Origin of the sequence: Streptomyces sp. NPDC047022 (assembly GCF_040644155.1) — a bacterium.
Lineage (GTDB): Bacteria > Actinomycetota > Actinomycetes > Streptomycetales > Streptomycetaceae > Streptomyces.
The window spans coordinates 14,535-36,348 of the sequence record NZ_JBEYVV010000046.1; the positions used below are offsets into that span (position 1 = coordinate 14,535).

Genomic DNA, 21,814 nt, shown 5'->3' on the forward strand with positions numbered 1-21,814 from the left:
GACGCATGACCGGGGGGCCGGTATGAGCATCAGGACCGCGGAATCGGGCGGAAAGCCGCCATGGACGGATGTGCTGCTGTCCGCGGTCGCCTCCGTGGGCTGGGCGTTGACCGGAATGGCCGGGACGGCGGCACTCGGTCTGCATCTGCTGAGGGCGGACGCAGCGGGCTCGCTCGGACCGATGACGGCGGCGGTGGTGGCACTTGGGGCAGGAGGGTCGGTCACACCGTCCGGGAACGTGTCGGCGTTCGGGCTCACGGGCGCGGGGGCGACGACCAGCGTCACGCTCACACCGCTGGGTGTGGGACTCGTGGGCGCGCTCCTGCTGTCCTGGTTCTTTCTGCGGTCCCTGCGCACGGCGGGGGTTGTGGTCGCGCCCGCCGAACTCCTCGCGCGCGCCGGGGCGGTGGTCGTGCTGTTCGTGGCGGTACTGGGCGGTCTGGCATGGGCGGGCCACGACGTCATCACCATCGACGGCGGAGCGCTCGGGCTCGACCAGGTGCCGGGCGCAGGCGGAGACGGCGGCATTCCCGGTCTCGGGGACATCGGCGGGCTGCTGCCGAGCCGGATCGGCGACCTCATCCACGCCAAGGCCGCGGTCGGCTTCTCCGTCGACACGCTTCCCACGCTGCTCGGGGGAGCCGGGTGGTGCGCCGGCGTCCTGGTGATCGCGCTGTTCTCATCCCGGCGCACACCCTTGCCGCGAGGCTGGGAAGCCGTGCACCGGGCGGTGCGCCCGGCCGTGTCGGCGCTGGTGACCGTGCTGCTGGTGGCGGTGGGCGCCGGCCTCGCGGCGGCGGTCTACGCGGCGATCGGCGACGACCATCCGGCACGGATCGCCGGAGCGGCCCTGCTCGGCGCGCCCAACGGGGTGTGGCTGGGCATCCCGGTCGGCCTGTTCGTGCCGTGGGACGGGACTGCGACGGGAGCGCTGTCGAGACTGCTGCCCCATCCACTTGACCGGCTGCTGAGCGCGCGGACCGACCAGCCGGTGACGCTCGGCCGCCTGGCCGAACTGGACAGCCGGGTATGGCTGCTGGCCGTCGCCGCGGCCTTCATGATGCTCCTCGCGGGGGTGCTGACCGCGGCGCGCACACCGTTCGTACGGCCCCGGGGTGCGGCACCCGGGGGGTCCAGGACCGCCGCCCCGGTACGGGACCCGGGTCCCCTCGGCTTCGCGGGGCGCTGCGCGCTGCGGCTGGGGATCGCGACGGCGCTGGCGCTTCCGCTGCTGGTCTGGCTGACGGATGTGTCCGTGGACGCCTCGCTGTCCGTGTTCGGTCTCGACGCGTTCGGTGCCGGCACCGAGTTGCACGGGCACCTCGGCATGGCACTGCTGCTGGGTGCGATGTGGGGTGCGGGGGCGGGAGCGGTGGGGGCGCTGCTCGCCTGCGCGACCGGGGCGGCCGGAAGCCGCGCCGCGCCGCTCGCACTCGGTGGCACGGGAGTGCAGAGGGCGCCGGGGGCGGCGGGTGCTGCTCCCCCGCCGGACAGCGCGGCGCCTCATGGGGCGGGACACCGGGCGGGCCCCTACACGCCGAGCAGCCCGTACCGTCCGCCGAACCCCGACACCAATCCTTATCTCCGGCTGCCGGACGAACTGCGCGAACCGCAGGACGCACGGCCGCCCCAGGCGCCCCCCGGCGCGAGCTCGCCGCCGCCCCCTTCCGGCGACGGCGCCCCCACCGTGGTCACGCCGGTCAAGCCACCCCCGGGTCCCAGGAGGCGCGGCGGACCTTCGTCCTCGTCCTCGGACCGGGGCCGGGGGCAGACCCCGCCGCCTCCGCCCTGGCCGCCGGGGCGGGAGCGAGGCTGAGCAGCAAGGTTCCGGGACTCTCCAACACGCCTCCGGGCCCTCACCGCCGACCAGGGCGTGTTGCGTCTTCCTCGCTGATCAAGGTGCCTGTCATCTGCCCGCCACCCACTGTTCCCTGTCCGCTGGGCGGACCGCGCACGCGGAAGGCACTGGGTGCCGGATACGGTGGAAGCACCATGAGCGCTGCGCAGACCTCCGACGCCCCGACACTCCTTGTCAAGATCTTCGGCAAGGACCGGCCCGGCATGACCGCCGGGCTGTTCGACACCCTGGCCGCCTATGGAGTCGACGTCGTCGACATCGAGCAGGTCGTCACCCGGGGCCGGATGGTGCTGTGCGCCCTGGTGACGATGCCTCCCGCGGGGCTCGAGGGCGATCTGCGGTCCACCGTCCACAGCTGGGCGGAGTCCATGAAGATGCAGGCGGAGATCATCTCCGGTACCGGCGACAACCGCCCGCGAGGCCTCGGGCGCTCCCTCGTGACCGTCCTCGGCCACCCGCTCACTGCCGAGTCGACGGCCGCCATCGCGGCCCGTATCGCCTCGGCCGGGGGCAATATCGACCGTATCTTCCGGCTCGCCAAGTACCCCGTCACGGCCGTCGAGTTCGCCGTGTCCGGTGTGGAGACCGAGCCTCTGCGCACCGCCCTGGTGACCGACGCCGCGGCACTCGGTGTCGATGTCGCCGTCGTCGCGGCCGGTCTGCACCGGCGGGCCCAGCGCCTGGTCGTCATGGACGTGGACTCGACGCTCATTCAGGACGAGGTCATCGAACTGTTCGCGGCGCACGCCGGCTGCGAGGCGGAGGTCGCCGAGGTGACGGCGTCCGCCATGCGGGGCGAACTGGACTTCGAACAGTCGCTCCACGCGCGCGTGTCGCTGCTCAAGGGCCTCGACGCGTCGGTGGTGGACAAGGTCCGCTCCGAGGTGCGGCTCACCCCGGGGGCGCGCACCCTGATCCGTACGCTGAAGCGGCTCGGCTTCCAAGTGGGAGTCGTCTCGGGTGGGTTCACCCAGGTCACCGACGACCTGAAGGAGCGGCTCGGGCTCGACTTCGCTCAGGCCAACACTCTGGAGATCGTCGACGGAAAGCTGACCGGCAAGGTCGTCGGGGAGATCGTGGACCGCGCGGGCAAGGCGCGGCTGCTGCGCCGGTTCGCCGCCGAGGCGGGTGTGCCGCTGGCGCAGACGGTGGCGATCGGTGACGGAGCCAACGACCTCGACATGCTGAACGCCGCCGGTCTCGGCGTCGCCTTCAACGCCAAGCCCGTCGTCCGCGAGGCCGCGCACACCGCGGTGAACTTCCCCTTCCTGGACACCGTCCTGTACCTGCTGGGCGTCACCCGGGAAGAGGTGGAGGCCGCAGACATCGGGGACGGTGCCCACGACACCCACTGAGCCGCCGGACGCCCGCTGAGTCTCCGCGGGCCGGCGCGCTTCCGCACGGCGACGGGACCGGGCACCGGGTGAGTGCCGGGCGCGTGCCCCGCAGCCGTCCGTGGCGGGTTACTCGCTGGGCGCCCAGTAGTCGCGCAGGGCCGCCGTACCCGGCTCCAGCGACTTCCAGGAGCCCTCGAACGAGAGCACGACGAACGCGGCTGCCGGGAAGCCCCTGCGATTCATCCGTTCGCGGACGTCGTTGTCAGCCGCGCCGGTGAGGACTTCCGCGAGACCCTGGATGCTGGGGTTGTGCCCGATCAGGACCGCGTCCCGCACGTCGTCGGACGTTTCGTTGAGCAAGGCGATCAGCTCACCGGGCGATGCCTCGTAGAGCCGCTCCTCATAGACGGTTTTCGGCCGGTGGGGAAGCTCATGGACCGCGAGCTTCCAGGTCTCGCGCGTGCGCGTGGCGGTGGAGCAGAGGGCCAGGTCGAAAGGAATGCCGGTGTCGGCGAGCTTGCGTCCGGCGACGGCCGCGTCCATGCGCCCCCGGTCGGCGAGGGGACGATCATGGTCGGGCACCTGCGGCCAGTCGGCCTTCGCATGCCGGAAAAGGACAATCCTGCGGGGTTCAGCGGAGCTCATGGGTCCCAGCTTCGCATGAAACAAGCCAGGGAGCGCAGGGAGTTGACGGCGCCTGGCGCAAGCTTGTGCGAGAGCGACTCATTCGGGTGTCCGACGGCCCCCCACCAGGCATGACTTCGGCCGCGCGGTTCCGGGGTGCCGGGAGGCACGGTTACGGGGCGTGATGCGTCACCGCCACCTGGACACGCTCGACCAGGTGGCTGAGGGCGGGGTCGAGACCGGACCCCGTGTCCGCCGGGTTGAGGATCATCGCCAGCAGGACGAGGAAGGCGAGCGTAGGCAGGGCCAGGGCCCACCAGGGCAGTCGTATGTCGACGCCACCCGTGGTCGCCGGGTGGGGCCGGGTGTGGGTGCGGGCGGACATGACTGCCTCCGTGGGGCTTCGAGTGCTCTCCGTGGCTCGTCTCTTGCGGCCACATCTCGAAGGTACGGACCGGCGGGCTCCCAACCCATCCGGTGACCCACCCACTTGACCCTGACACTGGCCCCCTAGGGGATGCGGGGGACAGCCCTACCATCGACGCGCCACCGTGCCCCGCGCCACGGTGCGACCCATGCCACGGCGCAGCCCACGGCGGGTCCGCGCCGTGCGTAACGGAGGGCGGCTGGTCAGGGCGAAGCGATCGTCGCGATGACAGCGATGATCACGAAGATGGCGAAGAACGCGCCGAAGACCAGCAGCATCTTCTTCTGGCCGTTCTGGGGATTCGGGTCGAGCACTGGCATGGCGCCAGTTTCGCACCTCTCCCCCGCCCGGACTCCGGCGGGGTCGGGCGGGCCGGACCGCTCGCGGAGAACCCGCATGGCACCCGCCCCCCTCACTGCCCGGCCTCGTCCTCCACGGTCCGGTTGCGGCCCGCCAGCACGCCCACCGCCATCTGCGGCACCATCAGCACGGCCATGAGGGCGAGCGGCAGCCCCCAGCCGCCGCTGTGCTGGTAGAGGATGCCCACCAGCAGCGGCCCCGGGATCGACAGCAGATAGCCGGTGCTCTGCGCGAACGCGGACAGTTGAGCCACCCCCGCGCCGGTGCGGGCCCGCATGCCGACCATGGTGAGCGCGAGCGGGAAGGCGCAGTTGGAGACGCCGAGCAGCAGCGCCCAGGCCCAGGCTCCGCCGGCCGGAGCCCAGTACAGGCCCGCGTACCCGGCCAGTCCGCAGACGCCGAGGGCGATCACGATCGGGCCCTGGTGCGGCAGCCGTGTGGCCAGCCGGGGGATGACGAAGGCGAGGGGCACACCCATCACCATCGTGACGGCCAGCAGCAGGCCCGCCGTGCCCGCGGGGACCCCGGCGTCGCGGAAGATCTGCGCCATCCAGCCCATCGTGATGTACGCGGCGGTGGCCTGGAGCCCGAAGAAGACGGCCAGCGCCCACGCGGTGCGGCTGCGGGTGATCCGCAGTCCGGCGGGCGCGCCGGTGCCGGGGTCCGCGGCCGGAGTGCCGCCCGACGGGGCGGTGCCCCGCGCGCGTACGAAGGGGATCCAGGGCAGGACCGCCACCGCGGACAGCGCTCCCCAGACGGCGAGCCCGGGCCGCCATCCCCCGCCCATCACGTCGGTCAGAGGGACCGTGACCGCCGCCGCGGTGGACGTGCCGAGGGCGAGCGCCATCGAGTACAGGCCGGTCATGGCGCCCACGCGGTCCGGGAACCAGCGCTTGACGATCACCGGCATCAGGACGTTGCTGACGGCGATGCCCATGAGCGCCAGAGCGCTCGCCACCAGGAAGCCCGCGGTGTTCCCGGCATAGGGACGGATCAGCAGACCCGCGGTGATCGCGGCCATTCCGGCGCAGACCACGGTGCCCGGCCCGAAGCGGCGGGCGAGCCTCGGCGCCATGACGCCGAAGACGGCGAAGCACAGCGGAGGCACGGAGGTGAGCAGCCCCGCGACGCTGCCGCTCATGCCGAGGCCGTCCCGGACCTCCTCCAGAAGGGCGCCCAGGCTGGTGATGGCGGGACGCAGGTTGAGCGCGGTGAGCACGATGCCCACGACCAGGACCCGCGTCGTCCACGCAAGCGTGCCGCGCGCCTCGCCCTCGGTCCCGCCGCCCGGTCGCCCCGCGCTGCCCGCCGGTGACACGGCCGTCGCCGTGCGGCTCGCCGCAGCGGGTCCCCCGGTCGTGGTCGTCGTGGTCGTAATACCGGTCTCCTCGCACTCCATGGGTTTCATCATAGAATCATAGGATGATTGGTTGTCCACTCGTCCCGTGCCATCCGATCTTCCTGCGTTACGCTCCGGAGCCTCAGGCCCCGTGCCCAGGCCCGTACGAAGGATCGTCATGCCGCTGAGCCACCCCCGCCGATCCGCTCTGTCCGAGCAGGTCATCGCCGAACTGAGGACCCAGATCGTCTCGGGCGAATGGCCGGTGGGCTCCCGCATCCCCACCGAGCCCGAGCTGGTCGAGCAGCTCGGGGTCGCGCGCAACACGGTCCGCGAGGCGGTGCGAGCGCTCGCGCACAACGGCCTGCTCGACATCCGCCAGGGATCGGGCACCTATGTGGCGGCGACCAGCGAGCTGGCGGGTGTGATGCACCGGCGGTTCGCCGACGCCGATCCGAACCACATCGCGGAACTGCGGGCCACCCTCGAGTCGGGCGCCGCCGGGCTTGCCGCCGAGCGGCGCAGCGAACGCGATCTCAAGCAGCTCGACGCGCTCCTCATCCGTCGTGAGGAGGCGTGGGAGTCCGGGGACGCGGAGGCGTTCGTGACCGCCGACGCGACGCTGCACATGGCCGTGGTCGCCGCGTCCCACAACGTCGTGATGACGGCGATGTACGCCGACCTCGGCGAGGTGCTCCGGGACTGGCTGCGCGAGGACGTCGGCGAGGAGCTGACGCCGGAGACGTACGTGGACCACGCCGGACTGGTGGACGCGATCCGCGCGGGTGACGCCGACGCGGCGGCCACGGCGGCGGCGAGCTATCCGTTCGCGTGCCGCCCGGGACGACCGAAGTCCGCCGGCCGCCCGCCTTTCAGGCGTGAGTGACCCACGCCGAACGCACGTTTTCCCAGCAGCGGCCGGCCAGCCGCACGGTCGTGGCGGGCCCGGCGTCGACCGGGGTGGTGTCGGTGTCCAGGTCCCACCAGTGGCCGCACTCGATGTGCAGACTCACGTGATCGGTGTCGGGATAGGCGTTGTGGCAGTAGGCGACAACCTCCGAGCCGGTGACGGTGACCTGGCAGTCGGACCCGGAGGGCTGCGGTGCCGGGGTCTTGCCCGCCTTCGCGCGCGCGTGCGCCGCGCCCTGCCTGTCGGGTGCCTGCGACAGGGCGTCGTAGGGAAGAGCCGTCACCAGGGCGATGGCCAGGAACGCGGGCGCGAAGCGGCGGGACAGGCGCACAAGGGGACCTCCTGGGCCGTTCGGCCGCGGGGCGGCGCGTAGTCGTCGTAGCGGTGGTCGTAGGCGTAGTCGTAGTCGTAGTCGTAGTCCCAGCGTGCGCGGTACGCGGCCCGTGAGCCCTTGTCAGCTGCTCCGAACGGGCGACGCCCCGCTCCCCTCGCTTGCGGGGAACGGGGCGTCGCTTCGCCTCGGAGACGGCGGAGATCAGGCCGAGATCAGGCGCCGATGGCGTGCAGACCGCCGTCCACGTGGATGATCTCGCCCGTGGTCTTCGGGAACCAGTCGCTGAGCAGGGCGACGATGGCGCGCCCGGTCGGCTCGGGGTCGTTGAGGTCCCACTCCAGCGGGGAGCGGCTGTCCCACACGGAGGCCAGCCCGCTGAAGCCCGGGATGGACTTGGCGGCCATGGAGCCGAGGGGACCGGCGGAGACCAGGTTGCAGCGGATGTTCTGCTTGCCCAGGTCACGCGCCATGTAGCGGCTGGTGGCCTCCAGGGCTGCCTTGGCGGGGCCCATCCAGTCGTACTGCGGCCAGGCGAACTGCGCGTCGAAGGTGAGGCCGACGACCGAGCCGCCGTTCTGCATCAGCGGCAGGCAGGCCATGGTCAGCGACTTCAGGGAGAACGCCGAGACATGCATGGCGGTGGCCACGGACTCGAACGGCGTGTTGAGGAAGTTGCCGCCGAGGGCGTCCTGCGGGGCGAAGCCGATGGAGTGCACGACACCGTCGAGCCCGCCCAGCTCCTCGCCCACGAGTTCGGCGAGGCGGCCGAGGTGCTCGTCGTTGGTGACGTCCAGCTCGATGACCTTGGTCGGCTTCGGCAGCTTCTTGGCGATGCGCTCGGTCAGCGTGGGCCGCGGGAACGCGGTCAGGATGATCTCGGCGCCCTGCTCCTGGGCCAGCTTCGCGGCGTGGAACGCGATGGAGGACTCCATCAGCACACCCGTGATCAGGATGCGCTTGCCCTCAAGAATTCCGCTCATGGTGATCAGTGACCCATTCCCAGTCCGCCGTCAACGGGAATGACGGCTCCAGTGATGTACGAGGCGTCGTCGGAGGCGAGGAACCGCACCGTCGCGGCGATCTCCTCCGGCTGCGCGTACCGGCCGAGCGGCACCTGCGACATGATGTTCGCCCGCTGCTCGTCGGTGAGCGCCTTGGTCATGTCGGTGTCGACGAAACCGGGCGCGACGACGTTGAAGGTGATGTTGCGCGAGCCCAGCTCCCGGGCGAGGGAGCGCGCGAAGCCCACCAGGGCGGCCTTGGACGCGGCGTAGTTCGCCTGCCCGGCGGAGCCGAGCAGGCCCACGACCGAGGAGATCAGCACGACGCGGCCCTTCTTGGCGCGCAGCATGCCGCGGTTGGCGCGCTTGACGACGCGGAAGGTGCCGGTGAGGTTGGTCTCGATGACCGAGGTGAAGTCCTCCTCGGTCATGCGCATCAGCAACTGGTCCTTGGTTACTCCCGCGTTGGCGACGAGGATCTCCACCGGGCCGTGCTCGGCCTCGATCTCCTTGTAGGCCTGCTCCACCTGCTCGGTGTCGGTGATGTCGCACTTGACCGCGAGGAAGCCGGCCGGCGGCTCACCCGAGCGGTATGTGATCGCGACCTTGTCGCCGGCGTCGGCGAACGCGCGGGCGATGGCGAGGCCGATGCCCCGGTTGCCTCCTGTGACGAGAACCGAGCGGCTCAACGGATCACCCTTTCGATAGCAGTGTGGAACCTTCGCAGGACAGGCGCCTTCGCCGAAAAACCTATCGGTCGGGGCAGGCCGACGGGCATTCGGGCACCGACAGTGGGCTGTGCCGCCTCCTGTGGGATTCCTACAGTCCTCGCGCGCGGTTCGGTCCGGGCCGGTCCGCGGCGCCGGGCGCCCGGGCGGCAATCGCGGATTCCCGGGCCGAGTCCAGCATGCCTTCGTCACCTTGCGACGGGGCCGAACGCCACCTGGGCGACGGGGCCGAAGCGGCGGGCGAGCGCCCTTCCCTGCCTCGCCGGAAAACCGTACATACGGAGGGTGCACGACGTGCTTGACTTCCGTATCGGTGATCAGGCGGTCCGAGCACGACGGACCTGGTGGTGACAGCGAAGGGAAACCCACCCGTGCCCCATGAAATCGATCAGACGTTTCTGGCACTTCCCCTGCGCGCCTTGGCCGACGCGGCGCTGGCACGCGCGCGGGCGCTGGGAGCCGAGCACGCGGACTTCCGGTTCGAGCGAGTGCGCAGCGCAGCGTGGCGGCTGCGTGACGGAAAGCCCGCGGGGTCCTCGGACACAACCGACCTCGGCTACGCGGTACGGGTCGTGCACGGCGGGACCTGGGGATTCGCCTCCGGTGTCGATCTGACGATGGACGCCGCCGCCAAGGTCGCCGCGCAGGCGGTGGCGATGGCGAAGCTGTCGGCGCAAGTGATCGCGGCGGCCGGTTCGGACGAGCGTGTGGACCTGGCGGACGAGCCGGTGCACTCCGAGAAGACCTGGGTCTCCTCGTACGAGATCGACCCCTTCACCGTGCCCGACGAGGAGAAGACCGGGCTGCTGGCGGACTGGAGCGGACGTCTGCTCGCGGCCGACGGCGTGAACCACGTGGACGCCTCGCTGCTGACCGTCCATGAGAACAAGTTCTATGCCGACACCGCGGGCACCGTGACCACCCAGCAGCGTGTGCGGCTGCACCCGCAGCTCACCGCGGTCTCGGTCGACGAGTCGACGGGCGAGTTCGACTCGATGCGCACCCTCGCGCCGCCGGCCGGCCGCGGCTGGGAGTACCTGACGGGCACCGGCTGGGACTGGAACGCCGAGCTGGAGCGGATCCCCGGGCTGCTCGCCGAGAAGATGCGCGCGCCCAGCGTCGAGCCGGGCGTGTACGACCTGGTCGTGGACCCCTCCAACCTGTGGCTGACCATCCACGAGTCGATCGGGCACGCCACCGAGCTGGACCGGGCGCTCGGCTACGAGGCCGCGTACGCGGGCACCTCCTTCGCCACCTTCGACCAGCTGGACAAGCTGAAATACGGCTCCGAGCTGATGAACGTCACCGGTGACCGCACCGCCGAGCACGGCCTCGCGACGATCGGGTACGACGACGAGGGCGTCGAGGGCCAGTCCTGGAACCTGGTCAAGGACGGCAAGCTGGTCGGCTACCAGCTGGACCGGCGCATCGCCAGGCTCACCGGGTTCGAGCGGTCCAACGGGTGCGCCTACGCCGACTCGCCCTCGCACGTACCGGTGCAGCGCATGGCGAACGTGTCGCTGCTGCCGGATCCGGCCGGGCTGTCGACGGAGGATCTGATCGGCGGCGTGGACCGCGGGATCTATGTCGTCGGGGACCGCTCCTGGTCCATCGACATGCAGAGGTACAACTTCCAGTTCACGGGCCAGCGGTTCTTCAGGATCGAGAACGGGCGTATCGCGGGCCAGCTGCGGGATGTCGCCTACCAGGCGACGACCACGGACTTCTGGGGCTCGATGGCGGCCGTCGGCGGTCCGGGGACATATGTCCTCGGCGGTGCCTTCAACTGCGGCAAGGCCCAGCCGGGCCAGGTCGCCGCCGTCTCGCACGGCTGCCCCTCGGCCCTCTTCAAGGGCGTCAACATCCTCAACACGACCCAGGAGGCCGGACGATGACCGCCGCCCGTACCGACAAGCCGCACGAGATCGTCGAGCGCGCCCTGGAGCTGTCCCGCGCGGACGGGTGCGTCGTGATCGCCGACGAGCACTCCAGCGCGAATCTGCGCTGGGCGGGCAACGCGCTGACCACGAACGGTGTCACGCGAGGGCGCACGCTCACCGTCATCGCGACGGTCGACGGCAAGGAGGGCACGGCGTCCGGGGTCGTCTCCCGCGCGGCCGTCACCTCCGGCGAGCTGGAGTCTCTCGTGCGCGCCGCCGAGGCCGCCGCGCACGCCGCGGGACCGGCCGAGGACGCCCAGCCCCTGGTGACGGGGGCGCCCGAGTCGCCGGACTTCACCCAGGCGCCCGCGGAGACCTCGTCCGCCGTGTTCGCGCGGTTCGCGCCGGCCCTCGGGGAGTCGTTCGCACGGGCCCGGGCGGGCGGCCGTGAGCTGTACGGCTTCGCCAACCACGAGCTGGTCTCGACGTATGTCGGCACGTCGACCGGGCTGCGGCTGCGCCACGACCAGCCCAACGGCACGCTGGAACTGAACGCCAAGTCGCCGGACCGTACGCGCTCGGCGTGGGCGGGACGCTCGACCCGGGACTTCACGGACGTCGACCCGGCGGAGCTGGACGCGGAGCTGGCCCAGCGGCTCGCCTGGTCCAAGCGCAAGGTCGAGCTGCCCGCGGGACGGTACGAGACGCTGCTGCCGCCGACCGCGGTCGCGGACCTGCTCATCTACCAGATGTGGTCCGCGGCGGCCCGGGACGCGGCCGAGGGGCGCACGGTCTTCAGCAAGCCCGGCGGCGGCACCCGCATCGGCGAGAGGCTCTCGGAGCTTCCGCTGACCCTGCGCAGCGATCCGCACGAGCCCGGCCTTCAGACCGCGCCGTTCGTCATCGCGCACTCCTCCGGGGACGACGCGTCCGTGTTCGACAACGGGCTGCCGCTGGGGGCGACCGAGTGGATCAGCGAGGGGCAGCTCACGCATCTGACGTCGACCCGGCACAGCGCGGACCTGACCGGGCTCCCGCTCGCCCCGTCGATCGGAAACCTGATCCTGGACGGAGACGACGCCGGCCCGTCGCTGGAGGAGATGGTCGCGAACACGACGCGCGGACTGCTGCTGACCTGCCTGTGGTACATCCGCGAGGTGGACCCGGCGACGCTGCTGCTGACCGGCCTGACCCGGGACGGCGTCTACCTGGTGGAGAACGGTGAGGTCACCGGCGAGGTGAACAACTTCCGGTTCAACGAGTCCCCGGTCGATCTGCTGGGCCGGGCCACGGAGGCGGGCCGCACCGAGAAGACCCTGCCGCGCGAATGGAGCGACTGGTTCACCCGCGCCGCGATGCCCGCGATGCGGGTGCCGGATTTCAACATGAGTTCTGTCAGCCAGGGCGTATAACCTCGTACTCGGCGGCCACCCGGCCGCCGATGATCATCCAAGGAGACATGAGAACCGTGACGGACATCGTCGACGAGCTGAAGTGGCGCGGGCTGTTCGCCCTGTCCACTGATGAGGACGCTTTGCGCAAGGCGTTCGCAGACGGCCCCGTCACGTTCTATTGCGGCTTCGACCCGACCGCGCCGTCCCTGCACGTGGGGCATCTGGTACAGGTGCTCACCGTGCGCCGGCTCCAGCAGGCGGGCCACCGTCCGCTGGCGCTGGTGGGCGGCGCGACGGGCCTGATCGGCGACCCGCGGCCGACCGCGGAGCGCACGCTGAACAGCCTGGAGACCGTGGCCGGCTGGGTCGAGAAGCTGCGCCGCCAGATCGAGCCGTTCCTGTCCTTCGACGGTGAGAACGCGGCCGTGATGGTCAACAACCTCGACTGGACCGAGGGCCTGTCCGCGATCGAGTTCCTCCGCGACATCGGCAAGCACTTCCGTGTCAACAAGATGCTTACGAAGGACTCCGTGTCCCGGCGCCTGGAGTCCTCCGAGGGCATCAGCTACACGGAGTTCAGCTACCAGATCCTGCAGGGCATGGACTTCCTCCAGCTCTACCGCAGGCACGGCTGCACGCTCCAGCAGGGCGGCAGCGACCAGTGGGGCAACCTCACGGCCGGGCTGGACCTGATCCACAGGCTGGAGCCGCACGCCGAGGTGCACGCGCTGGCCACCCCGCTGATGACGAAGGCGGACGGCACGAAGTTCGGCAAGACCGAGGGCGGGGCCATCTGGCTCGACCCGGAGATGACGACGCCGTACGCGTTCTACCAGTTCTGGCTGAACGTCGACGACCGGGACATCTCCACATACATGCGGATCCTGTCCTTCAAGTCCCGCGAGGAACTGGAGGAGCTGGAGCAGCAGACGGAGCAGCGTCCTCAGGCGCGTGCCGCCCAGCGTGCCCTGGCCGAGGAGCTGACGACGCTGGTGCACGGTGCCGAGCAGACGGCCGCGGTGATCGCCGCGTCCAAAGCCCTGTTCGGCCAGGGCGAGCTGACGGAGCTGGACGACAGGACGCTGGCGGCGGCCCTGTCGGAGGTCCCGCACATCAAGGTCGCCGAGCCGGGCCAGGTCGTGGACCTGTTCGCGGAGGTCGGTCTGGTCGCCAGCAAGTCCGCCGCGCGGCGCACGGTCAAGGAGGGCGGCGCCTACGTGAACAACGTGAAGGTGACCTCCGAGGACGCCGTCCCCGACAAGGAGGACCTGCTGCACGGCCGCTGGCTGGTGCTGCGCCGGGGCAAGAAGAACCTGGCGGCGGTCGAGGTCACCGGCGCCTGAGCCGGGCGGTTCGTACGGTGAGGGGCGGCACCCGGCGGGTGCCGCCCCTCACCGTTGAAGCGGGTGCGTCTTCGACGCTCCGGTGGGTGTGCCACGACGCGTCGGCGTGCCGTCAGGCCCGCTCCCGGCGTCTGCCGCCCTTGAGCGAGGTGTACGCCATCTCGCCCAGGAAGACCAGGACGACCGCGGCGGCCAGCTGAAGCCCGTGGCGGCCCCAGTCGACGCCCCGGGTCTCGGCGATGCCGATGGCGCGGGCGATCGCGTTGCCGACGATGCCGCCGATGATGCCCATGAGGGTGGTCAGCCAGAGCGGGCTGTGCTGCTTGCCCGGCAGGATGAGCTTGGCCAGCAGGCCGAGCACGAATCCGACGATGATCGCCCACAACCAGCCCATGGGTGCCTCCTCATACGGCGCGACGTGAGCAGTACGCCCAGTCTCGGGCTGTGCGCCATACGGCGCATGTCGGATACACCCGGACGTGGCAGGCCGCGGTGCGTCCACGCAAGGCGGGCGGGGACCCGGTCTCGTACGGTCCGTGAACGCGGCGTAACGTGGACAGTGTCCGGATCCGGGCCCTGACCGGCTACGGAGCGGTGACGGACCGGGGAGAGTCCGAGACAGGCGGGTGGTGGAATGTGATGCGGAAACTGCACAACGGCAGTCGGGCCCAGGTGTTCCGGATCACGGGTGCCCGGCAGGGGCTCGCGGAGGACGTGCGGGGCCGGCAGCGCCGCTATGTCATCTCGATGAGCGTGCGCACGGTCGCGGTGATCCTCGCGGCCACTCTGTGGAACGTCTCGCGGCCGGTCGCCGTCGTGGCGCTCGTGCTCGGCGCGGTCCTTCCCTATATCGCCGTCGTCATCGCCAACGCCGGGCGGGAGAACGCGCCGTCGCTCCCGTCGACGTTCGTCAGCGGACCGACGCGCCCCATGATCGCGCCGTCGCAGGACGCGGACACCTCACACCCGGGCGGCACCGGGCCCCGGCGCGACTCCGGGGAAACCACTCCGTCCGCCGCCAACACCCCGGCCGGGTCGGCGACAGGCGTCCCGAGCGACTCGGGTGACCTGAGCGACTTGCACGAAGGGACCTGACCGGTGTGGCCGTAGGGGCATGATTGCGGCGGCCCTCGGGGGCACGGAATCGCACTCCCAGCCAAGCTCAAGAAAAGCTCAGATCAATCGCGCTGTTCCAGTGCCGGTACCGGGGTTACCCATGACATACTTCGTAAGCGCTCCGCATCCCCCGTCGGAGCGACAGACCGACGCCGGGCAGCTCCCCCCGTGGCTGCTCGGCGTCGCCTTTTGCGCGCGCTAGGGTCATGGATGTGATTGGCCCCGATCCCGACTCCCCGATGTGTTCCGCCAAGGGCTGCCGTGCGGACGCCGTATGGGTACTCGCCTGGAACAACCCGAAGCTGCACACGCCCGAACGCCGCAAGACCTGGCTGGCGTGCGAGGAGCACCGCGAGCACCTGTCGAAGTTCCTGAGCGTGCGCGGGTTCCTCAAGGACGTGGTCGAACTGGAGCGCTGGGAGTCCCCCGGCGCCGGTCCTGGGACCGGCTGACTCGGTCGTCGGTCAGCCCGCCGGTCAGCCGCCGATCGATGACATGGGCCGCTCGGGCTGGAGGAACGAGGGGTCGTCCAGGCCGGATCCCGCTTTCTTGCCCCACATCGCGAGCCGCCATATGCGGGCGATCTCCGTGTCGGGGGCGCCGGTGCGCAGCGCTGTGCGCAGGTCGGTCTCCTCGGTGGCGAACAGGCACGTCCGGATCTGGCCGTCGGCCGTCAGCCGGGTGCGGTCGCAGGCGGCGCAGAACGGGCGCGTGACCGAGGCGATCACACCGACGCGGTACGGTCCGCCGTCCACGGTCCAGCGCTCGGCGGGGGCGGAGCCGCGCTCCGCGGTGTCCTCGGGGGTGAGTTCGAAGCGGGTGCGCAGCGAGTCCAGGATGTCCCCCGCCGTGACCATGCCCTCGCGCTTCCAGCCGTGCTGGGCGTCCAGGGGCATCTGCTCGATGAAGCGCAGCTCGTAGTCGTGCTCGATGGCCCAGGCGAGCAGGTCGGGAGCCTCGTCGTCGTTCAGGCCCGGCATCAGCACGGAGTTGACCTTGACGGGGGTCAGGGTCGCCTCGTGGGCTGCCCGGAGTCCTTCGAGGACATCCTTGTGACGGTCGCGGCGGGTGAGGGTCTTGAAGACGTCCGGGCGCAGGGTGTCGAGCGAGACGTTCACCCGGTCCAGGCCCGCCGCCTTCAGGGCCTCAGCCGTACGGCTGAGGCCGATGCCGTTCGTGGTGAGAGAGATCTGGGGGCGGGGAGTGAGCTCGGCGACCCGTTCCACGATGCCGACGAGACCGGGGCGCAGCAAAGGCTCGCCTCCAGTGAAACGGACCTCGTCGATGCCGAGCGAGGTGACCGCTATACGGACCAGGCGGACGATCTCGTCGTCGGTCAGCAGGTCCGGCTTGGCCAGCCATTGCAGGCCCTCTTCGGGCATGCAGTACGCGCACCTCAGATTGCACCGGTCGGTCAGTGAGACTCTCAGGTCGGTGGCAACCCGGCCAAAGGTGTCGATGAGCACGTGGGCCCCCTCCCTCGTAGCGGCTCGCGCGGAGCGGATCACTTCTTTTCCGTTACCTGCGAGCCTACGTGACCTCTGTGACAACGACAGCGGCCCGATCCGACGAGGCGGCCGGGGCCACGTCGTAGATCCCTACGACGATGTCCACGGCGGTCTCCCCGACGATCTCCACGGCGGTCCTTACGCCGATCTCCGCGACACGGCCGCCGACACGGCCCTCGGCGCGGAGAGGAGGTTCGACGCCTCTCTTTACTTTTCCTGTAGCTCGTCCCAGGGAAGTCATTGCCGCCCGGCAGGGACGGCGGATAGCTTCACCCCTGCACCACACGTCATGTACCTGCCGGGCGCCACCGCGCTCCGGCTCGTCCTCGTTCCCGGATGATGTGGAGACCCCGTGGCTCATCTGCGTTCCAGACGCCGCCTCGCCCTCGCCGTACCGGTCGTGCTGTCGCTCACCACCTCCCTGGGCTTCCTGCCCGGCGCGGCCTCGGCCGCCCCGGGCACCGCCCCCGCCGCACAGGCCGCCGACGGGCCCGAACTCTCCTACGTGGTCAACACCAGGACGGACCACCGCACCATCGCGGCGGTGCAGCAGGCGGCAGTCGCGGCGGGCGGCACGATCGTGACGACGTACGACAGGATCGGCGTGATCGTCGTCCACTCCGCGAACCCCGGCTTCGCCGGGACCATGCGCGCGGTGCCCGGGGTGCAGTCGGCGGGCGCCACCCGCCACGCGCCGCTTCCGGCGCAGTCGACGACCGACGTGGGCACGCCGAAGGTGCTCACCTCCGAGGAGGTCGCGCACGCCAAGGCCGCCGACGGGCAGGACCCGCTGGAGCCGCTGCAGTGGGATCTGCCCGCCATCAAGGCGGACAAGGCGCACGAGCGGACGCTCGGCAGCCGCGACGTCACCGTGGCCGTCATCGACACGGGCGTGGACGACACGCACCCGGACATCGCGCCGAACTTCGACCGCGACGCGTCCGTCAACTGTGTGTCGGGCAAGCCGGACACCACCGTCGGGGCCTGGCGGCCGACCGCCGAGGAGAGCCCGCACGGGACCCACGTCGCGGGGGAGATCGCCGGCGCCAAGAACGGCGTCGGTATCACGGGTGTGGCGCCGGGAGTGAAGGTCGCGGGCATCAAGGTGGCCACCACGGCGGGCTACTTCTACACCGAGGCCGTCGTCTGCGGCTTCATGTGGGCGGCCGAGCACCACGTCGATGTCACCAACAACAGCTATTACACCGACCCTTGGTACTTCAACTGCACGAACGACCCGGACCAGAGGGCGCTCGTGGACGCCATCACCCGGGCGTCGCAGTACGCGGAGCGCAAGGGCACGGTCAATGTCGCGGCGGCCGGCAACGAGAGCTACGACCTGGACGCGGCCTCCATCACCGACCCGGTCTCGCCGAACGACGGCACGCCCGGTGACCGGGTGATCGATCCGCACGAGTGCTTCGACATCCCGACCCAGTTGCCGGGTGTGGTGACCGTCGCCGCGACCGGGGCGAAGGGCATCAAGTCGTCGTTCTCCAACTACGGTCTCGGCGTCATCGACGTGGCCGCGCCCGGCGGCGACTCCACCGCCTACCAGGCCCCCGCCCCGCCGGCCACCAGCGGTCTGATCCTCGGTCCGCTGCCCGGCGGCAAGTGGGGCTACATGGCGGGCACGTCCATGGCGACGCCACACGTCGTGGGGGTCGCGGCCCTCATCAAGTCGACGCATCCGCACGCTTCCGCCGCCATGGTGAAGGCCCTGCTGTACGCCGAGGCGGACGCGACGGCGTGCACCGATCCGTACGACATCGACGGGGACGGCAAGGTCGACGCGGTGTGCAAGGGATCGAAGAACCGCAACGGGTTCTACGGGTGGGGCACCGTGAACGCGCTGAAGGCCGTGACCTGGTGACCGTCGACGCGTAGGGCATGCGTGCGAGGGGGTCCGGCCGGAGCCGGACCCCCTCGTCATATTGATTCCATACACACTGCACAGTGCTCTCATGACGGAAATCAATATGGACAGAGGAATCAACCCAGGCATCAACCCAGCCCGCACCATCGACACAGACACAGACACAGACACGGACACGGACGTCGAGGTCGGCCTCGGCAGTGCGTGGACGGCACTGGGCGGGGACCCCGCACTGGTGCCGAGGGTCTCGACCGTCGGGCGCCACGGAGCTCTGCCCTCGCGCCTGCCCGTGCGGGGGATGGCGCGGGCCTGCGTCGGGGTGTGCGCGCTGGCCGCCGCCGAGTGGGGCGCCCGGCGGGCCGGGCTGCCCGTCGTGCCCGGGGTCCTGGTGGACGACGGGGCCGTGGCCACCGCCTTCCACAGCGAGCGGCTGCTGCGGGTCGACGGCCGGGAGCCGGTCACCTTCGCGCCGCTGTCGCGGTTCTGGCGCACGGCGGACGGCTGGGTACGCACCCACGCGAACTATCCGCGACACCGGGAGCGTCTGCTCGGCGCCCTCGGACTGACGGCGGACGCGTCCGCGGACACGGTGGCCGCGGTGCTCGCCGAGCGGCGGGCCGCCGAAGTGGAGGAGACCGTGTACGCGGCCGGGGGGCTGGCGGTCGCGCTGCGCACACCCGGGGAGTGGGCGGCGCATGAGCAGGGCCGCGCGGTCGCCGCGCACCCTTTGGTGGGCCGTGAGCGGCTCGACGACGCTCCCGTACGACCGCTCGTCCCCCTCGAACAGGCCGGAGGCGGCCCGCTGCTGCCCGCGGCGGGCCTGCGGGTCCTGGACCTCACCCGGGTCATCGCCGGACCCGTCTCCACCCGCACTCTGGGCCTGCTCGGTGCCGACGTTTTGCGGATCGACAGCCCGGACGCACCCGAACTCCCCGACCTGTACGCCGATACGAGCTTCGGGAAGCGGTCCGCCGTGCTCGATCTGCGGGCGCCGGGGGGCCGGCGAGCCTTCGAGGAACTGCTCGCGGACGCGGACGTCGTCGTCACGGGCTACCGGCCCGGCGCGCTCGACCGTTACGGGCTCTCTCCCGAGCAACTGGCCGACCGGCGGCCGGGCGTGGTGGTGGCACAGCTGTCGGCGTGGGGCGGGTACGGGCCCTGGGGTGTCCGGCGGGGCTTCGACAGCCTGGTGCAGGTCGCCACCGGGATCGCGGTGACCGAGGGTTCGGCGCAGGATCCGGGTGCGCTGCCCGCGCAGGCCCTCGACCACGGCACCGGGTATCTGCTGGCCGCCGCGGTCCTCAGGTCCCTCACCGAGCAGTCGCGGGAGGGCGGGAGCCGGGTCCTGCGGCTCGCTCTGGCACGCACGGCGACCTGGCTGACGGACGGCAGTCTCAGGGACGGCACCGGGTGCGCGGGCGCGGCGTACGAAGGCCCGGACCCCTGGCTCGCGGAGACGGACAGCGTGCTCGGCCGGCTGCGCCACGCCCTGCCCCCGGCCCGGTTCACGGACGGCCCGGCGGACTGGACGCGATCGCCGGGCCGGTGGGGCGGGGACCCTGCCGGGTGGGCTCGGTGAGTCAGCCGTTGGTCATGAGCACCTTCAGGGCGGTGCGCTCGTCCATCGCCTTGTATCCCTCGGGCACACCCTCGATGTCGACCGTCCGGTCGAAGACGAGCGAAGGGTCGATGGTGCCGTTCAGGACGTCGGGCAGCAGGTCCGGGATGTAGGTCCGCACGGGGGCAACCCCGCCGCGCAGAGCGATGTTGCGGTCGAACATGAGGCTGAGGTCGAGGCCGGTGTGGCTGCCGTGCGGGACACCCACGAAACCGATGGCGCCGCCGTCCCGGGTGATGTTCACGGCGGTGTTCATCGACTGCTCGGTGCCGACGGCCTCGATGACGGCGTGCGCGCCCTGGCCCCGGGTGAGCTCCCGGACGGCCTCGACGGCCGCGTCCCCGCGCTCGGCGACGACGTCCGTGGCGCCGAAGCTGCGGGCTGTGTCGGTACGGACCTCATGGCGGCCCAGTGCGATGATCCGCTCCGCGCCGAGCCGCTTGGCGGCGAGCACGGCGCACAGCCCGACGGCCCCGTCCCCGACCACGGCGACCGTCGCGCCGGGGCGGGCTCCCGCGCCGAGGGCGGCGTGGTGCCCGGTCCCCATGACGTCGGAGAGGGTCAGCAGCGCGGACAGCAGACGGTCGTCGGACGCCGCCTCCTTGGGCAGCTTGACCAGGGTGGCGTCACCGAAGGGCACGCGCACGGCCTCGCCCTGTCCGCCGTCGTAGCCCTCCGAGCCCCAGAAGCCGCCGTGCTCGCAGGAGGTGGTGAGCCCCTCGCGGCAGTAGTCGCAGACACCGTCGGACCACATGAACGGGGCGACGACGAGGTCCCCGCGCTTGAGGCCGGTCACCTCGGCGCCGGTCTCCTCGACGGTGCCGAGGAACTCATGGCCGATGCGCTGCCCCGGCTCCCGGGATGCCTCACCGCGGTACGCCCACAGGTCGCTGCCGCAGATGCAGGCGCGCAGCACCCGCACGACCACGTCGGTGGGCAGCTGCACCACGGGTTCGGGCACGTCCTCCACGCGCATGTCGTACGGGGCGTGGATGGTGGTGGCGCGCATGGTGAGGGTCCCTCTCGTGCGATCGATCCGATCGATCCGATCGATCCGGTATGGATGCGCCCCGGGGGTGGTCGGGCGCACTTCACCGTACGGCGCCATCGCGGCGCGCCGCTCATCGAGGGTGCCCCGGGCCAGCGGGAACGGGGGTCAGGCCACGCTCTCTCCGGCGAGCGGCGCCGCCGCCGGGAGGGCCGGTGCCGGGGGCTGCCAGCCCGGTCCGCGCAGCACCCGGCCGGCCCGCTCGCCCCAGGTGTCCGCCGCCTTGACGTCCCTGGCGATGGCCGCGTACTCGTGGGTGGCGACCCGGAGCGGGTTGTAGGTGCCGATGTTCTTGGTCAGCCCGTACACGGGGCGCTCGGTCTCGGCGACGAAGGAGCCGGACAGCCGGTCCCAGAGGATGAGGATCCCGCCGAAGTTGCGGTCCAGGTAGCCGCCCTGGGAGGCGTGGTGCACACGGTGGTGCGACGGCGTGTTGAGGGCGAACTCGAACCAGCGGGGCATCTTGTCGATGCGCTCGGTGTGGATCCAGAACTGGTACACGAGGTTCACGGAGCTGCAGAAGGCCAGCGCGGCGGGGTGCACTCCCGCGGCGATCAGAGGCAGGTAGAAGGGCCATGAGGTCAGCGAGGTCCAGGGCTGGCGCAGCGCGGTGGTGAGGTTGAACTTGCGGCTGGAGTGGTGGACGACGTGGCAGGCCCACAGGATCCGGATGACGTGGTGTCCCCGGTGTTGCCAGTAGTAGAGGAAGTCCTGTGCCAGGAGCATCAGCGGGAGGGTCCACCACAGGAAGGGGACGCGCAGGGGGGTCAGCTCGTAGGCGGCCGTGTAGATCGCGACGATCGGGATCTTCCACAGGAAGTCGAAGAACAGGCTTCCCAGTCCCATGGAGAGGCTGGTCGCGGAGTCCTTGGCGTCGAATCCCGCCGCGTCGTCGTCGGGATGGATCCGGGTGCTGACCGCCTCGATCACGGTGAGCAGTACGAAGGCGGGTATCGACCACAGCACGGCGTCGGGCAGGTTCGGCATGAGCGCACGGTAAGGCGGGCCGCCTCGGGGGTCTAGACGAGTCTGTCCAAATACGGTCAGTGATCGAAGGCGGTCAGTGAGCGGCTGACCGCCTGGCCGGTCTGGAAGTTGTGCCAGATTGCGGCT

The 21,814-nt window shown here is 71.1% G+C and carries 21 protein-coding genes; 10 read left to right on the plus strand and 11 right to left on the minus strand.

Annotation, left to right across the window (positions count from 1 at the left end):
• The first annotated feature begins 22 nt into the window (after positions 1–22).
• Together ABZ845_RS29500 and serB are read left to right on the plus strand one after the other, a co-directional pair.
• Positions 23–1,816 carry a streptophobe family protein gene (locus ABZ845_RS29500; protein ID WP_360985706.1) on the plus strand — a complete coding sequence of 598 codons (1,794 nt, stop codon included), beginning with the start codon at positions 23–25 and terminating at the stop codon, positions 1,814–1,816.
• A gap of 176 nt (positions 1,817–1,992) precedes the next feature.
• Entirely contained in the window at positions 1,993–3,213 is a 1,221-nt protein-coding gene (serB, locus tag ABZ845_RS29505; protein ID WP_360985709.1) for a phosphoserine phosphatase SerB, read from the plus strand.
• Between the two features lie 108 nt (positions 3,214–3,321).
• Here serB and ABZ845_RS29510 read toward each other — a convergent pair whose 3' ends face one another.
• The 4 genes from ABZ845_RS29510 to ABZ845_RS29525 all read right to left on the minus strand — a co-directional run bounded on the left by ABZ845_RS29510 (position 3,322) and on the right by ABZ845_RS29525 (position 6,005).
• Positions 3,322–3,840, minus strand: a complete 519-nt coding sequence (locus ABZ845_RS29510; protein WP_360985712.1) for a histidine phosphatase family protein — start codon at positions 3,838–3,840, stop codon at positions 3,322–3,324.
• A gap of 151 nt (positions 3,841–3,991) precedes the next feature.
• Positions 3,992–4,204, minus strand: a complete 213-nt coding sequence (locus ABZ845_RS29515) for a hypothetical protein (RefSeq protein WP_360985715.1) — start codon at positions 4,202–4,204, stop codon at positions 3,992–3,994.
• A 245-nt stretch (positions 4,205–4,449) separates the two neighbouring features.
• Entirely contained in the window at positions 4,450–4,566 is a 117-nt protein-coding gene (locus ABZ845_RS29520; RefSeq protein ID WP_269658448.1) for an SGM_5486 family transporter-associated protein, read from the minus strand.
• Positions 4,567–4,658: 92 nt separating this feature from the next.
• Positions 4,659–6,005, minus strand: a complete 1,347-nt coding sequence (locus ABZ845_RS29525) for a CynX/NimT family MFS transporter (protein ID WP_360985718.1) — start codon at positions 6,003–6,005, stop codon at positions 4,659–4,661.
• Positions 6,006–6,123: 118 nt separating this feature from the next.
• Here ABZ845_RS29525 and ABZ845_RS29530 point away from each other — a divergent pair, with 118 nt between their 5' ends.
• Positions 6,124–6,831 (plus strand): FadR/GntR family transcriptional regulator, encoded by a 708-nt coding sequence (locus ABZ845_RS29530; RefSeq protein ID WP_360985721.1) that lies wholly within the window; start codon positions 6,124–6,126, stop codon positions 6,829–6,831.
• On the opposite strand, the gene ABZ845_RS29535 is transcribed toward ABZ845_RS29530, so the two are convergent.
• The 3 genes from ABZ845_RS29535 to fabG all read right to left on the minus strand — a co-directional run bounded on the left by ABZ845_RS29535 (position 6,818) and on the right by fabG (position 8,879).
• Positions 6,818–7,186 carry a hypothetical protein gene (locus tag ABZ845_RS29535; protein ID WP_360985724.1) on the minus strand — a complete coding sequence of 123 codons (369 nt, stop codon included), beginning with the start codon at positions 7,184–7,186 and terminating at the stop codon, positions 6,818–6,820. The genes ABZ845_RS29530 and ABZ845_RS29535 overlap by 14 nt on opposite strands.
• Before the next feature lie 215 nt (positions 7,187–7,401).
• Entirely contained in the window at positions 7,402–8,169 is a 768-nt protein-coding gene (gene fabI / locus ABZ845_RS29540) for an enoyl-ACP reductase FabI (RefSeq protein ID WP_360985727.1), read from the minus strand.
• Positions 8,170–8,174: 5 nt separating this feature from the next.
• Positions 8,175–8,879, minus strand: a complete 705-nt coding sequence (gene fabG, locus ABZ845_RS29545) for a 3-oxoacyl-[acyl-carrier-protein] reductase (RefSeq protein WP_360985730.1) — start codon at positions 8,877–8,879, stop codon at positions 8,175–8,177.
• A 410-nt stretch (positions 8,880–9,289) separates the two neighbouring features.
• Between fabG and ABZ845_RS29550 the strand changes: the two genes are divergently transcribed.
• From ABZ845_RS29550 to tyrS, 3 genes are read left to right on the plus strand one after another with little or no spacing between them, the layout of a single operon-like run.
• A complete protein-coding gene (locus ABZ845_RS29550) occupies positions 9,290–10,813 on the plus strand; it encodes a TldD/PmbA family protein (RefSeq protein ID WP_360985733.1) in 1,524 nt (507 codons plus the stop codon).
• Positions 10,810–12,210 carry a metallopeptidase TldD-related protein gene (locus ABZ845_RS29555; RefSeq protein ID WP_360985736.1) on the plus strand — a complete coding sequence of 467 codons (1,401 nt, stop codon included), beginning with the start codon at positions 10,810–10,812 and terminating at the stop codon, positions 12,208–12,210. Before ABZ845_RS29550 ends, ABZ845_RS29555 begins: the two co-directional genes overlap by 4 nt.
• Positions 12,211–12,266: 56 nt before the next feature.
• Entirely contained in the window at positions 12,267–13,535 is a 1,269-nt protein-coding gene (gene tyrS / locus ABZ845_RS29560; protein WP_360985760.1) for a tyrosine--tRNA ligase, read from the plus strand.
• A 112-nt stretch (positions 13,536–13,647) separates the two neighbouring features.
• Here the strand turns inward: tyrS and ABZ845_RS29565 are convergent, their stop codons facing one another.
• Entirely contained in the window at positions 13,648–13,929 is a 282-nt protein-coding gene (locus ABZ845_RS29565) for a GlsB/YeaQ/YmgE family stress response membrane protein (protein ID WP_360985739.1), read from the minus strand.
• A 245-nt stretch (positions 13,930–14,174) separates the two neighbouring features.
• Here ABZ845_RS29565 and ABZ845_RS29570 point away from each other — a divergent pair, with 245 nt between their 5' ends.
• Positions 14,175–14,630: a DUF3099 domain-containing protein gene (locus ABZ845_RS29570; protein ID WP_360985763.1), complete on the plus strand. Its 456-nt coding sequence runs from the start codon at positions 14,175–14,177 to the stop codon at positions 14,628–14,630.
• A 227-nt stretch (positions 14,631–14,857) separates the two neighbouring features.
• Positions 14,858–15,103 carry a hypothetical protein gene (locus ABZ845_RS29575; protein WP_360985742.1) on the plus strand — a complete coding sequence of 82 codons (246 nt, stop codon included), beginning with the start codon at positions 14,858–14,860 and terminating at the stop codon, positions 15,101–15,103.
• 24 nt (positions 15,104–15,127) lie between these two features.
• Here ABZ845_RS29575 and moaA read toward each other — a convergent pair whose 3' ends face one another.
• Positions 15,128–16,117, minus strand: coding sequence for a GTP 3',8-cyclase MoaA (gene moaA, locus ABZ845_RS29580; protein ID WP_360985745.1), 990 nt, complete (start codon positions 16,115–16,117; stop codon positions 15,128–15,130).
• A 394-nt stretch (positions 16,118–16,511) separates the two neighbouring features.
• Here moaA and ABZ845_RS29585 point away from each other — a divergent pair, with 394 nt between their 5' ends.
• Positions 16,512–18,032, plus strand: coding sequence for a S8 family serine peptidase (locus ABZ845_RS29585; protein ID WP_360985748.1), 1,521 nt, complete (start codon positions 16,512–16,514; stop codon positions 18,030–18,032).
• Positions 18,033–18,123: 91 nt separating this feature from the next.
• A complete protein-coding gene (locus ABZ845_RS29590; protein ID WP_360985751.1) occupies positions 18,124–19,614 on the plus strand; it encodes a CoA transferase in 1,491 nt (496 codons plus the stop codon).
• 1 nt (position 19,615) lies between these two features.
• Here the strand turns inward: ABZ845_RS29590 and ABZ845_RS29595 are convergent, their stop codons facing one another.
• Both ABZ845_RS29595 and ABZ845_RS29600 read right to left on the minus strand, forming a co-directional pair.
• Positions 19,616–20,662, minus strand: coding sequence for a zinc-dependent alcohol dehydrogenase family protein (locus ABZ845_RS29595; protein ID WP_360985754.1), 1,047 nt, complete (start codon positions 20,660–20,662; stop codon positions 19,616–19,618).
• 147 nt (positions 20,663–20,809) lie between these two features.
• On the minus strand, positions 20,810–21,688 hold the full coding sequence (locus ABZ845_RS29600) for a sterol desaturase family protein (protein ID WP_360985757.1): 879 nt from the start codon (positions 21,686–21,688) through the stop codon (positions 20,810–20,812).
• Positions 21,689–21,814: the final 126 nt, after the last annotated feature.